Origin of the sequence: Tardiphaga sp. 37S4, assembly GCF_021044645.1 — a bacterium.
Classification (GTDB): domain Bacteria; phylum Pseudomonadota; class Alphaproteobacteria; order Rhizobiales; family Xanthobacteraceae; genus Tardiphaga; species Tardiphaga robiniae.
The window spans coordinates 5,994,524-6,006,923 of record NZ_CP088008.1 but is presented as its reverse complement, the minus strand read 5'-3'; the positions used below and the strand labels follow the sequence as shown (position 1 = coordinate 6,006,923).

The following is a 12,400-nucleotide window of genomic DNA, read 5'->3' as shown; positions in this document are numbered from 1 at the left end:
CTCTCCCGCCCCGGCTTTACCGCCGGGGTTCATTATCTCGTCATTGTCACGGGATGACAGGCTATTTCAAGGGTGCCTTTGGTTGTGGCTTGACCGACATCTCCACGCCGATCCGCTCGATCTCCTGCGCCAGCGCCTTGTAATTGGCGCGCGCCACGTCGAGCTGCGGATCGAGCTTGATCGCCGCACCGAAATCGCGGACTGCGCGCGGCCGATCACCCTTCTTGCGCCAGAGTTCGCCGCGCGCATTGAACAGAACGGCCTGCGTCGGATCGAGCCGCAGCGCCGCGTCATAATCGGCGATAGCGCGATCGGTCTGATCCTTACGCATATAGGCGCCGGCGCGCGCGATCAGCGCTTTCAGCCGGTCGGGCCGCTCGGTCTTTTCGTTGTCGATCAGCGTGCTGCAAACTGCGAGAATCTTCTCGTCATCGCCTGAGGCGACAGCCGCAACGCACAGTGCGGGATCGACGGGCGCGGTGGCTGCGGGCTCGTTGACCGCCGGCCATGCCCTGTCGGGAGCCACGCAACATAATACGAGCAGGACGCCGATAACGCGCAATACACTGCCAACATATGAATTGCGAAAAGTCATTGTCTATCGCGTGCTCGCATCGGCGGATGGATGCAATCCGATCGCCGGCTTGCGCGCCGCCACCCGATATTTCTCAAGCTGCTTGCGATGTCGCAAAGCGATATCCAGCGTTGAATCGATCTGAACGGCTGCGTCGAAATCGGCCAGCGCCCGCGCAGGGTCGCCCTTGTCGCGCCAGGCGACGCCACGATTGTTATAGGCCATCGCCAGCTCGGGCTGAAGCTGCAGCGCCGTCGTGTAGTCGGTGATAGCACGGTCATACGCGCCGCTGAGACTGAAGGAGTTTCCGCGATTCACGAAGTAGCTGGCCTTCGGCTCCAGCCGGATCGCCGCGTCGAAATCCGCAATCGCGCGGCCATAGGCATTGTTGCGCGCATAGGACTGACCGCGCGCATCGTAATGGTCCGCGGTCGGCTCCAGGCGAATGATGTCGCTCTGGTCGTCGATCACCAGATCGAAGCGCTTGAGCCTGGCATAGGCGGCGGCCCGCTCAACGAGACTTTGCACCCGATTGGGATCGAGGCGGACTGCCTCGGTGTAATCGCGAACGGCTAATCGATTTTCGTGCATCGATGCGAAGGTCGCGGCGCGGCTCGCAAATAATTGGGCCTCGTTCGGCCGCAGCCTAATCGCGCGGTCGAAATCATCAAGTGCACGGTCGAACTTCTTGCCGGCTGCAAGCGCCTTGCCGCGGGCTTCGAGCGCTGCGGCCGAGAGGGGATCGAGCTGAATCGCCAGATCGCCATCCGCAACGGCGAGGTCGACCTGTTCCAGCCTGAGTTGCAGCCCTGCGCGCACGATCAGGGCATGAACGCGGTCCGGCAATGCCGCCGTCGAGCCGATCACCAGGCCGCAGATGCCGAGCATCTGCTCGGGAGGCAAGGTGTCGTCATTCGCGCAGGTGGCAGCGGCCTCGGCCGCACCCTGCGCCCGGACAGCCGCATAGGGCAGCGATGGCGCCGCAAGAGCGGCGCACAGAACCAACGTCCGAAACGAATGACCCATGAAAGCCCCAGCAAGCCCGCCGGACCACTCTACCTGATCAGGCCCCGCTCCCGATAGTAGCGCAACGCGCCGGGATGCAGCGGCACGGGACTTTTGCTCACGGCGCTGGCCAACCTGATCTCGTGGCCAGCGCGGTGCGCGATGGCGAGTTCGTCGAGACCGTCAAACAGGCGCTTCGTCATCTGATAGACGAGGTCGTCGGACACCGCGCTGCTCGTCACCAGATAGTTCATCACCGATGCCGTCGGCACGGATTTATCCTGACTGACATAGGTCCGAGCTGGAATCCTGTCCGACTTGAACGGCGCGCCGATCTTTTTCACCAGGGGCGGCGGCACCGGCACGATGACGATATCCGTGGCCTCGCTGAGTTCCTTGATCGACGTGACGCCGAGACCGGCGGACTGCAGCGTCGCGTCCAGCTTTTTCTCGATCATCATCGTGGTGGATTCGGCAAAGGAGAAATACCTGATCTCGCCAAGATTCTCGTAGCGCAGCCCCGCAGCACCCAGAATGGCGCGGGCGTTCAACTCGGTGCCCGATCTCCGCTCGCCGACCGAGAGGCTTCTACCCTTGAGATCGCTCAGCGTCCTGATGCCGCTCTCCTTGGTGGCAACGATCTGGATGTAATTCGGATAGAGCGCGCCGATCACCCGCAGCCGGTCCTGCTTGCCGTCGAAGCCAGCCGTGGCATTGCCGGCCCAGGCGTCCTTCAGGGCATCGCCAAGCGCAAAACCCACCTGCCCGGTGCCTTGCTGCAGCCGCGAGAGATTCTCGACCGAACCGTCGGTTGTCTGCACCTGAACTTTCGCGCCGGGAATATCCGCATAGATCATCGCGATCGAGACGCCGAGCGGCAAATAGACCCCGGATGTATTGCCGGTCAGCAGCGTGATCGACTGCTCGGCGCGTGCCGCTGCGCTGCACATGACGACCACAGTCGTCATGGCCGCTATCAGACGCTTCCTCATGCTCTTTTTATTCCTGTCGTTCAGGCCGCGAAGGTGAACCGCAGCCCTCATGCGGTCAACGGCGTCGCAATAGCGAACGCCGTTGCCGCGACGAAAGTTTCACCGGTAAGCCCTTGCGCCAGCCGGGTAAAACGGCATGAATGCGCCGCACTCAGAATAATAAGGCCGGCAAAGCCGGCTGCGGGAAATATCCCGGGGGATGAAACATGGCTGACCAGAAATCAAACACGAGCGATGACACCGTTGCCATCTCCGACGAGGCTTTGGCAAAGGCTGAAGCCTTCATCGAAGCCGATGAAGGCGCAACAAATCGCCTGTTGGGCTGGGCCGGAACGATCTCCACCGGCATCGCCGTGGTGATGAGCCTGTTTCATCTCTATGCCGCCTACGCGATCGTGCCGACGCAGGAGTTGCGCTATGTCCACGTCGCCTTCACGCTGATCCTCAGCTTCCTGCTATTCCCCGTCGCAGCGCGCTTCCGCAATCGCGTGCGCTGGTGGGACATCGTGCCGGGCATCGTCGCCATCGGCACCATTGCCTATGCACTGTGGGGCGGCGACGATTTCACCGACCGCGCCACACTGCCGGATCATATGGACGTCATCGTCGGTATCGTCTTCATCGTGCTGCTGCTGGAAGCGACGCGCCGTACCACGGGCCTGATCATGCCGGTCGTGTCCGTTTTCTTCATTGCCTATGCGATGCTCGGTCCGCATCTGCCGGCGCCATGGACCCATCGCGGCTATGACCTGCCACGTCTCGTCGGCCATCTCTTCATCACCCTGGAGGGCATCTTCGGCGTCGCGGTGGACGTGTCAGCCACGCTGATCATATTGTTCACGATCTATGGCGCCTTCCTGTCGATGTCCGGCGCCGGCAAATTCTTCATCGATTTCTCGCTATCATTGATGGGGAACAAGTCGAACGCCGCTGGCCGCACCGTGGTGCTGTCCTCGTTCCTGCTCGGCGGGCCTTCCGGCTCCGGCGTCGCTACCACGGTGATGATCGGCACCGTCGCCGCCCCGATGCTGGCCAAGGCCGGTTTCGAGAAGAACGCTGCCGGCGGCTTGCTGGCCGCGGGTGGGCTCGGCGCGATCCTGTCGCCGCCGGTGCTCGGCGCCGCCGCGTTCCTGATCGCCGAATTCCTCAAGATCAGCTATCTCGACGTGATCTGGATGGCGACCATCCCGACCTGTCTCTACTACCTGTCGCTGCTGATCATGGTGGAGATCGACGCGAAGCGGTTCGGCGCCCACAATGTCAATGTCAGGCCTGAGCTCAGCCTCGGCGTGATGATGAAGCGTTACGGGTTCCACTTCATCTCTCTGCTCGCCGTCGTCGTCTTCATGATCATCGGCTACTCGCCGTCACTGTCGGTGTTCTACGCCACGCTCGTGACCTTCGTGCTCAGTTTCCTGCGCAAGGATACCGCGCTGGTACCGAAGAAGCTGGTGAAGGCGCTGGCCGATGGCTCGATCGGCGCGCTCAATGCCGCCACCACCTGCGCCTGCGCCGGCATCGTGGTCGGCGTCGTCACGCTCACCGGCCTCGGCCTGAAATTCTCGTCGATCGTGATTTCCTATGCGGGCGGCAGCCTCTTGTTGACGGCGATCTATACGGCGCTGATCGTCTGGATCATCGGCCTCGCGGTGCCGGTCACCGCGTCCTACATCATCTGCGCGGTGATCGCAGCACCTGCGCTGATCAAGCTCGGCGTGCCTGATTATGCCGCACACATGTTCATCTTCTATTACGCGGTGCTCTCGGAAGTCTCCCCGCCGACCGCGCTGTCGCCCTTTGCGGCGGCGGCAATCACCGGCGGCGATCCCTACAAGACCACGCTGCAGTCGTGGAAATACACACTGCCGGCCTTCCTGGTGCCATTCGTCTTCGTCTGCGATCCGCAAGGCGTCGGCCTGCTGCTGAACATTCCGAAGGGCGGCTCGTGGGTGGACATCGTCGAGATCACCTTCAAGACGACGCTGGGACTGCTGGCACTCGCCGCCGTCGCGCAGAACTGGGCACTGCGACAAAATACACCGATCGAGCGCGGCCTGCTTCTGCTATCGGGGTTACTGCTGGTGTTCCCGAGCCTGATCGAGGCGATCATCGAATCGATCATCGGTCGCGACATCAGCTACACATTCGTGCCCGGCCTCATCATCGGCCTCGGCGTGCTGGTGTGGCAGGCAAGGACGAGGACGCAACCGGCACCGGCATGACCAACGACAGAAACGAATAACGTCAAGTTATCGCACGACGCGGACGCCGCAGATAAGCGGCGCCGCCGACTTCAGGGAGTGACGCGATGAGATGGACAGCTTTTAGCCTTGCACTGCTCGGCATCGCCTGCGCGGCGATCGGCGCTTCTGCGGAAGACAAGACCATCGCCATTGCGACCGGCGGGACCGGCGGCATCTTCTATCCGCTCGGCGGCGGTCTCGCGAACCTGTTGTCGAAGAAACTGCCGCATACCCAGGCCACCGGCGAAGTCACCGGCGGCAGCGTCGACAACATCAAGCTCCTGGAGACCGGCCAGGCCGATCTCGGTTTCATGACTGGTGACGTCGCATCCGACGCCGTAAAGGGCGAGAACAAATTCAAGAAGCCCGTTCCGCTGCGCACCATCGTCGCCGTCTATTCCAGCCCGGTCCATGTCGTGACCATCGCCGGCACCGGCATCGAGAAATTCGCCGATCTTAAAGGCAAGCGCATCTCGGGCGGCGCGCCGGGCAGCGCCACCGAGGCGCAGACCTTCCGCCTGCTCGAAGCCGCGGGCCTCGACAAGGACAAGGACGTCAAGCGCGAACGTCTGTCGGTGGCGGAATCTGCATCCGCGCTCAAGGACCGCAAGATCGATGCCTTTTTCTGGGGCGGCGGCGTGCCGACGGCCGCGGTGGTCGATCTCGCGGCGACGCCGGGCGTCACCATCAAGCTGATCGATATCGATTACCTGTTAGAGCCGATCGTGAAGAAATATGGCCAGATCTTCGCACCCAGCGTGATCAAGGCCGGCAGCTATCCGGGCCAGACCACCGACAGCCGTGGTTTCGCCGCCTGGAACCAGATCATGGCCACCGACAAGATGTCGGACGAGACGGCCTATGCGATCACCAAGACGATCTTCGAGAACAAGGCCGATCTCGTCGCCGTTCATAAAGAGGCGGAGAACATCAATCTGGCCACGCAGACACCAGCGCAATCACCGGCGCCCTATCACCCCGGCACGCTGAAATATCTCAAGGAAGTCGGCGCGGTGAAATAGTCACCGCGACATCACAGGAAAACTGGAGGAGAGGACAACCATGTTCAAGCGTTTCAGAAAGACATCGATTGCCGCGGCGCTGGTCGCCACTGCCGGCCTTGCAGGCGCGGCCATCGCGCAGCAGAAGACCATGGCGATCGGCACCGGCGGCACTGGCGGCGTGTATTATCCGCTCGGCGGCGCCATCGCCAATGTGCTGTCGAAGGCACTCCCGAACACCCAGGCCACCGCGGAAGTCACCGGTGGTTCGGTCGATAACCTCAAGCTGATTGCCTCGGGCCAGAGCGAACTCGGCTTCAGCATGGCCGACGCCGCGCTCGACGCACTGAACGGCCAGGACAAGTTCAAGAGCGGCAAGGTGCCGCTGCAGACCTTGCTGGTGGTCTATCCGAACCGCATGCATATCGTGACCATCGAGGGCGCCGGCATCGAGAAGATGTCGGATCTCAAGGGCAAGCGCGTCTCCACAGGCTCGCCGGGCGGTGCCACCGAAGTGATGGCGTTCCGCGTCATCGAAGCCGCCGGTCTCGACAAGGACAAGGACATGAAGCGCGAGCGTCTCGGCGTGGCTGAGTCCGTCAACGCCATCAAGGACCGCAAGATCGACGCCTTCTTCTGGGTCGGCGGCGTCCCTACCGCCGCCGTCACCGATCTCGCCGCCACACCCGGCATGAAGATCAAGTTCGTCGACCACGCCGACCTTGCCGCCAAGATGAACGAGAAATACGGCAAGCTGTACTCGCCCTCGACCATCAGCAAGAGCATCTATCCCGGCATGGACAAGGACAACGCCAATACCGAAGTCTGGAACATCATCGTGACCGGCAACAAGATGAGCGATGACGACGCCTACAACATCGTCAAGACGCTGGTGGAGAAGAAAGCCGACATCGTCGCCGTGCACAAGGAGGCCGAGAGCTTCTCGCTCGACAACCAGGTGCAGGAGCGCTCGCCGGTGCCGTTCCATCCGGGCGCGCTGAAATACTTCAAGGAAAAGGGCATCGGGAAGTAAGACCAGCCCGCCACAAGACCAGACTTAAGGCCGCGCACTCAGGTGTCGCGGCCTTCTTCATGATGTCACAGGTTTAGTCCGCGCTGTGCACTAAGCTGCCTCGGAAGGCTTTTGCCGCGCCACGGCGAGGTCATAGCTCGATTGCAGGTTCATCCAGAACTCACCGGGCATGCCCAGGCGCTTCTCAAGCAACACCGCGGTTTCGGCCGTCATGGCGCGCTTGCCATTGATGATCCCTGTGATGCGGTTTGGCGGCACGCCCAGATCGCGCGCGAGCGCACGTGCCGAGAGATCGTTGGGGAGCATGAATTCCTTGAGCAACATCTCTCCCGGCGCAGTCGGGAGACGCTGCATCTGAATCTTCTCGCGTGGAATACTCATGCTATCTCCTAGTGGTAGTCAGTAATTTCGACATCGTAAGCGTCACCATCGCGCCAAACGAAGCAAACGCGCCATTGGCTGTTGATCCATATGGCCTGCTGGCCCTTTCGATCGCCTCTGAGCGGATGCAACTTGTTGCTCGGCGGCACCTTCAGACTTTCGAGGGTCGGCGCACTGTCGATCATATCCAGCTTGCGCCGCGCCACATCGATGATGGCGTTCGGGAAGCCTTTCTTGATCGGCCTCCCGGCAAAGATGTCGGCCGTCTGCCTGTCTGCGAAGGTCTTGATCATGGTGTTATGTATCGCGTAACGGCCTACTTTTCAATGAGCCGGTCGGTCGGGGGCCGCGGATTTTACCGCGGAACCGGCGTGCCTTCGCGCCGTTGCCTGCCGGGCACTGCCGTGCCGTGAGGACCACGCGTGCACGACGACGCCAACAGGATCAAGCATCCGCTCGACGCGCTGAACTTCTTTCTTGCCGATGTCCGCGACGGGCTCGGGCCCTATCTCGCGATCTATCTCCTCACGGTCCAGAAATGGGATGAGGCCTCCATCGGCATCGTGATGTCGGTCGCCGCCCTCGCTGGTATCGTCGCGCAGACCCCTGCCGGCGCCCTGATCGACAAGACCAAGGCCAAGCGCGCCATCGTCATTCTTGCCGCCGTCATCGTAACGCTCGGCTCGATCGCGCTGCCGCTGTATCCGGGCTTCGTCTTCGTCGCCACGACACAGGCACTGACCGGTGTCGCCGCGGCCGTCTTCGCGCCGGCACTGGCGGCGATCACACTTGGCATTGTCGGCCCCAAAGCCTTTGCCCGCCGGATCGGCCGCAACGAGGCGTTCAACCATGCCGGCAACGCGACGGCAGCCACGCTGGCCGGCATCTTCGCCTATGCCTTCGGGCCGATCGTCGTGTTCTGGCTGATGGCCGCGATGGCTGTGGCGAGCATCCTCGCGACGCTGGCGATCCCCGCTGATGCCATCGATCATCAGATGGCCCGCGGCCTCGGCGATCTCGACGAAACGCACGATCACGATGCCGCCGACCGGCCTTCCGGCTTTCAGGTGCTGCTGACCTGCAAGCCGCTCCTGATATTTGCCGCCGCCACCGTGCTGTTTCATTTCTCCAATGCGGCGATGCTGCCGCTGGTCGGCCAGAAACTCGCACTGGTGAACAACGAGCTCGGCACCACGCTGATGTCGGTCTGCATCGTCGCGGCACAATTGGTGATGGTGCCGGTCGCCATGCTGGTCGGCCGCAAGGCCGATGTCTGGGGCCGCAAGCCGATCTTCGCCTGCGCGCTTGCCGTGCTGGCGCTGCGCGGCGCCCTGTATCCGCTCTCCGATAATCCCTATTGGCTGGTCGGCGTGCAGACCCTCGATGGCATCGGCGCCGGAATCTTCGGTGCGATCTTTCCGCTCGTGGTCGCGGACCTCACTTACGGCACCGGCCACTTCAATATCAGCCAGGGCGCAATCGCCACCGCCGCAGGATTGGGCGGCGCTCTCAGCACGGCCATAGCCGGCGTGATCGTTGTGAAGGCCGGCTACAGCGCGGCATTCCTGGCGCTTGCCGCCTTGGCGGGGATCGGCCTCATCCTGTTCATCGTGGCCATGCCGGAGACGCGACCTTCCGACGCACGTCATCAGCCGTTAGTACCAAATGCTTAAGGATGGTATTGCATTGCGGTAGCAACTCGCAGTGCAGCATAGTACCATCCACCCCAGTACGTTCCCATGCGTGTTGTCCATGGAAACGCCTGATCGGGAGAAGCTGGAAAGACCTGCCGGTTGCGCAGATGAGTCGCAGGAGCGGACCGTCTTCGGGTTCGTTGTACCAGCCGTGCCGGTTCCCACTTGATCCCGGCCTCCCGTCATTGTCTTAAACACCCTCAATCAGATCGCGCGTCGCAGCCGCGCGGCCTGTCCGACATGCAAAAGGACTCTTCGAGATGTCATCATCGATCCGCTTCCCGTCCCGCCGCTCCGTGATCCTCGGCGGCGCGGCTGCCCTCGGCACCCTGCCGATCCTGTCGCGCCGCGCCAGCGCCGCAGAGTGGCCCACCAAGCCGGTGAAGTTCATCGTTCCGTTCGCGGCCGGCGGCACCACCGACATTCTGGCGCGCGTCGTCGCGCAGAAGATGTCCGAAGAGATGGGCCAGCAGTTCATCGTCGAGAACAAGGCCGGCGCCGGTGGCAACATCGCCGCTGATTTCGTCGCCAAGGCCGAAGGCGACGGCTACACCTTCCTGGTCGGCACGCCCGGCACCCACGCCATCAACAAGTTCGTGTTCAAGAACATGACCTATGATCCGGTGAAGGATCTGGCCTCGGTGATCGTGATCGCCAAGGTGCCGAACCTGTTCTCGGTGACCAATTCGCTGCCTGCCAAGAGCGTCAAGGAGTTCATCGAACTCGCCAAGGCCAAGCCGGACGAATATTTCTACGGCACGCCGGGCCTCGGTTCGACCGCGCATCTGTCAACCGAACTGTTCAAGTCGATGACCGGCGTGAAGCTGACCCACGTGCCCTACAAGGGCAGCGCCCCCGCGCTCACCGACCTGATCGGCGGCCGCGTCCATGTGATGATCGACAACCTGCCCGCCGCGCAGCCTTTCGCGGAGAGCAACCAGATCCGCGCACTCGCCGTCTCCACCAGCAAGCGCTGGGAGCCGATGAAGGACATTCCGACCATCGCGGAATCCGGCGTGGACGGCTACGACGCCGCCTCCTGGTTCACCATCGCAGCCCCGGCGAAGACGCCGAAGGAGATCATCGCCAAGCTCAATGCCTCGACCGACAAGTTCATCAAGTCGGCCGATGGTACTGCCCGCCTGATCAAGCTCGGCGCCGATCCGACCGGCGGTTCGCCGGCCGACATGGATGCCTATGTGCAGTCGGAAATCGAGAAGTGGGGCAAGGTCGCCCAGTTCGCCGGCATCAAGCCGGAGTAAGGGCAGCGCAGGGTTGGCAGGGCGTTAGACGCGCCTGCCTGTCTTGCTTCGTTAAGCGTGAATAGATCGAAGGGCATGCGCATCCGCGTGTGCCCTTTTGTTTTGGGAGTGCGGTTGGCGCCTATTCCACACTCGTCATTCCCCGGCAAACCAATTGGTTTGCCTGAGGGCGTGCGTAAGCCCGGACGCGCTGAGTCCTCAATTGTCATTCCGGGATGCGCCCGGCCGGCGCAGCCGGCTGGGGCGCAGGCCCGGAATCCATAAGCTCGATCGTGGTTATGGATTCCTGGCTCGCGCAAGGGCGCGCCCCGGAATGACAGTGGAGGGAACGCATCCAAACATTTTTTCCTATCTCCCGTTGACACCATCCCTATCAGGTTTATATTCCCTTCGTCCTGCCCCACCGAGAGGGGCGATCGCGATCGTCACGTTCGCCGGGCAGGATGCGGTGGACGCCGGAGATGCGGCGTTACGCGGTTCACGGGGGACGTCTGTCTTCGGGCAGGACGGATCTGCGCCAGCACTGCCACTGGCAAGGAGACGGCCGACCTTCGGATGGAATGACCCCTGAACAGTGTGACGGACGACCAAGTCAAAACGCGTTCGGCTTACTCGCTTGAGGCTCCCTTCCCATCGCCTTGGGACTTTAATTCGCGATCGGAGCGTTCGTCGAGGCAAAGTGCAAGCAACCGAAAAAACACCGCAGGCGGAACGCTGGGCACTTGCTCGGCGCCTCCGAAAGTCCTGATGCACTCTCAATTGCGGAAGACCGCATTCGCATCAGGCCCAAGGGTGCATCGGGCACCCGGCGTTCCGCACGCCCTCTCACAAGAGGGCGGGAATGCAAGCAACGACGGCGCCCCCGCGCCGCTAACAATGGGGGCGATGACGCATGTCTGAAGCTGTTTGACATTCACATCAGCAACGACGCGCAGGCGTTAGAGGCATCCCTCCCTCAAGCATTGCGTAGCAATGCGCAGTGGGGAGGGTCGGCCGATAGGCCGGGGTGGGGGTGCCACAGGCGATGGCGTTTGTGGCACCCCCACCCGACCGGCCTTCGGCCGGCCACCCTCCCCGCAAGGGGGAAGGATAAGAAAGCCGCCTACTCGAACTTCATATCGATACAGCGCGACACGTCCGAGCCGAGGCCCGATGGAATCGTGACACAGCCACGAATTTTCTGCTGGGTGTTGTCGCTGACCCACATGGCAAAACCACCATTGCCGAAGAACGAATTGGTGTTCGGCGGCTCGGTCTCCGTGGCATCGAAGGAATAGCTGGAGTCGGTGTCGAACACGCGCGGCTTCTTCACGCAGGCGCCGTCGCTCTGGACGTTGATGACTTCCTTGGCATCACGCGTCATCGATAGCGACACCGAGCAACGGAAATATTCCGAGGTCTTCGCATTGAACAGATAGGCATAAGAGCGGCAGGTCGCCGTACTCAGCTTGCCTGCGGCAAGCCCACGCCCGCAGGAGATGCGCTGGTTGTTGCTGAGCTTGAAATCATCTGCCGCAGCAAGACCGGGCGCCAATACCACCGCGCCAACAACCAAAAGACTTTTCACGATCGCTCGCATTGTCGAATCATCCCCATCGCCGCATTCATCGTGGACCGGCTTAGCCCGAAAGCGAAAGATAGTCGCCAGACCGCGCTTGCGAAATAACAAACTCTGTCGCGACCGCATGTCGTATTGACGGCCTGTCACCGTTCGTGATTTGTTCAAGACAACCGCGCAGCCGCGATGTACTTTCAAAAACACGTTTCGGAGAATTTGGGATGACCGCTCGAGCCTTTACGATGCTGTGCGCCGCCGCACTGATGACATCGGCCCTTGCCGGCCCTGCTCTGGCTCAGGCGCCGACGCCCTGGGTGCTCTCGCCCGACATGGGCTATGGCTACGACGCGTCAGGCAAGACCTTCGCGTACAAGATGGGCACCAACAATGCCAAATTCCTGCTGAAGGGCGCCAAGAAAGTGCCGAAGAACACGCTCTTCTTTATCGGCGAGAACGGCCAGCTCTATATGCGCAGCGGCCCGTTCCTCGAAGACGACGGCAAGTTCAAATTCGGCCCCGGCTAGTCCTGGTTTTCGGACAGGATCATGCGCGACCGGACGGGTGCGCATGACGGAGCCATGACATTGCTCCCTTCTCCATGAAGCCCTCTCCCACCACGGTGGCAGAGGTGATACAGAGCGCTTCATCTTTTTACGA

Annotated in this window: 12 protein-coding genes; 6 read left to right on the top strand and 6 right to left on the bottom strand. The window is 62.0% G+C overall.

From position 1 onward, the window contains the following. Positions 1-61: 61 nt before the first annotated feature. From LPB73_RS28515 to LPB73_RS28505, 3 genes are read right to left on the bottom strand one after another with little or no spacing between them, the layout of a single operon-like run. On the bottom strand, positions 62-595 hold the full coding sequence (locus tag LPB73_RS28515; protein WP_231078985.1) for a tetratricopeptide repeat protein: 534 nt from the start codon (positions 593-595) through the stop codon (positions 62-64). Between the two features lie 3 nt (positions 596-598). Next, entirely contained in the window at positions 599-1,600 is a 1,002-nt protein-coding gene (locus LPB73_RS28510; RefSeq protein WP_231078984.1) for a tetratricopeptide repeat protein, read from the bottom strand. Between the two features lie 29 nt (positions 1,601-1,629). Next, positions 1,630-2,571, bottom strand: a complete 942-nt coding sequence (locus LPB73_RS28505) for a TAXI family TRAP transporter solute-binding subunit (protein WP_231078983.1) — start codon at positions 2,569-2,571, stop codon at positions 1,630-1,632. A 206-nt stretch (positions 2,572-2,777) separates the two neighbouring features. On the opposite strand from LPB73_RS28505, the gene LPB73_RS28500 reads away from it, so the two are divergent. From LPB73_RS28500 to LPB73_RS28490, 3 genes are all read left to right on the top strand, one after another. Then, on the top strand, positions 2,778-4,793 hold the full coding sequence (locus tag LPB73_RS28500) for a TRAP transporter permease (RefSeq protein WP_231078982.1): 2,016 nt from the start codon (positions 2,778-2,780) through the stop codon (positions 4,791-4,793). Positions 4,794-4,879: 86 nt separating this feature from the next. Further along, on the top strand, positions 4,880-5,836 hold the full coding sequence (locus LPB73_RS28495) for a TAXI family TRAP transporter solute-binding subunit (protein ID WP_231078980.1): 957 nt from the start codon (positions 4,880-4,882) through the stop codon (positions 5,834-5,836). 40 nt (positions 5,837-5,876) lie between these two features. Beyond that, complete coding sequence (locus LPB73_RS28490) at positions 5,877-6,848, top strand: TAXI family TRAP transporter solute-binding subunit (RefSeq protein ID WP_231078979.1); 972 nt, start codon at positions 5,877-5,879, stop codon at positions 6,846-6,848. A gap of 90 nt (positions 6,849-6,938) precedes the next feature. On the opposite strand, the gene LPB73_RS28485 is transcribed toward LPB73_RS28490, so the two are convergent. Next, positions 6,939-7,229 (bottom strand): HigA family addiction module antitoxin, encoded by a 291-nt coding sequence (locus LPB73_RS28485; RefSeq protein ID WP_231078978.1) that lies wholly within the window; start codon positions 7,227-7,229, stop codon positions 6,939-6,941. Positions 7,230-7,237: 8 nt separating this feature from the next. Next, the gene (locus LPB73_RS28480) at positions 7,238-7,522 is read right to left on the bottom strand and encodes a type II toxin-antitoxin system RelE/ParE family toxin (RefSeq protein ID WP_231078977.1); all 285 of its coding nucleotides are present in this window, start codon (positions 7,520-7,522) and stop codon (positions 7,238-7,240) included. Positions 7,523-7,651: 129 nt separating this feature from the next. Here LPB73_RS28480 and LPB73_RS28475 point away from each other — a divergent pair, with 129 nt between their 5' ends. After that, positions 7,652-8,902, top strand: a complete 1,251-nt coding sequence (locus LPB73_RS28475; RefSeq protein WP_231078976.1) for an MFS transporter — start codon at positions 7,652-7,654, stop codon at positions 8,900-8,902. Positions 8,903-9,183: 281 nt separating this feature from the next. Continuing rightward, on the top strand, positions 9,184-10,185 hold the full coding sequence (locus LPB73_RS28470; RefSeq protein ID WP_089267690.1) for a Bug family tripartite tricarboxylate transporter substrate binding protein: 1,002 nt from the start codon (positions 9,184-9,186) through the stop codon (positions 10,183-10,185). A gap of 1,102 nt (positions 10,186-11,287) precedes the next feature. On the opposite strand, the gene LPB73_RS28465 is transcribed toward LPB73_RS28470, so the two are convergent. Continuing rightward, a complete protein-coding gene (locus LPB73_RS28465; protein ID WP_089267692.1) occupies positions 11,288-11,764 on the bottom strand; it encodes a hypothetical protein in 477 nt (158 codons plus the stop codon). 200 nt (positions 11,765-11,964) lie between these two features. Between LPB73_RS28465 and LPB73_RS28460 the strand changes: the two genes are divergently transcribed. Further along, a complete protein-coding gene (locus LPB73_RS28460; protein WP_184512165.1) occupies positions 11,965-12,267 on the top strand; it encodes a hypothetical protein in 303 nt (100 codons plus the stop codon). Positions 12,268-12,400: the final 133 nt, after the last annotated feature.

What these genes read in the sequence shown, in the direction of transcription:
- LPB73_RS28515 (WP_231078985.1), bottom strand. Translation starts at nt 595, where the DNA reads ATGACTTTTCGCAATTCATATGTTGGCAGTGTATTGCGCGTTATCGGC.
- LPB73_RS28510 (WP_231078984.1), bottom strand. Translation starts at nt 1,600, where the DNA reads ATGGGTCATTCGTTTCGGACGTTGGTTCTGTGCGCCGCTCTTGCGGCG.
- LPB73_RS28505 (WP_231078983.1), bottom strand. Translation starts at nt 2,571, where the DNA reads ATGAGGAAGCGTCTGATAGCGGCCATGACGACTGTGGTCGTCATGTGC.
- LPB73_RS28500 (WP_231078982.1), top strand. Translation starts at nt 2,778, where the DNA reads ATGGCTGACCAGAAATCAAACACGAGCGATGACACCGTTGCCATCTCC.
- LPB73_RS28495 (WP_231078980.1), top strand. Translation starts at nt 4,880, where the DNA reads ATGAGATGGACAGCTTTTAGCCTTGCACTGCTCGGCATCGCCTGCGCG.
- LPB73_RS28490 (WP_231078979.1), top strand. Translation starts at nt 5,877, where the DNA reads ATGTTCAAGCGTTTCAGAAAGACATCGATTGCCGCGGCGCTGGTCGCC.
- LPB73_RS28485 (WP_231078978.1), bottom strand. Translation starts at nt 7,229, where the DNA reads ATGAGTATTCCACGCGAGAAGATTCAGATGCAGCGTCTCCCGACTGCG.
- LPB73_RS28480 (WP_231078977.1), bottom strand. Translation starts at nt 7,522, where the DNA reads ATGATCAAGACCTTCGCAGACAGGCAGACGGCCGACATCTTTGCCGGG.
- LPB73_RS28470 (WP_089267690.1), top strand. Translation starts at nt 9,184, where the DNA reads ATGTCATCATCGATCCGCTTCCCGTCCCGCCGCTCCGTGATCCTCGGC.
- LPB73_RS28465 (WP_089267692.1), bottom strand. Translation starts at nt 11,764, where the DNA reads ATGCGAGCGATCGTGAAAAGTCTTTTGGTTGTTGGCGCGGTGGTATTG.
- LPB73_RS28460 (WP_184512165.1), top strand. Translation starts at nt 11,965, where the DNA reads ATGACCGCTCGAGCCTTTACGATGCTGTGCGCCGCCGCACTGATGACA.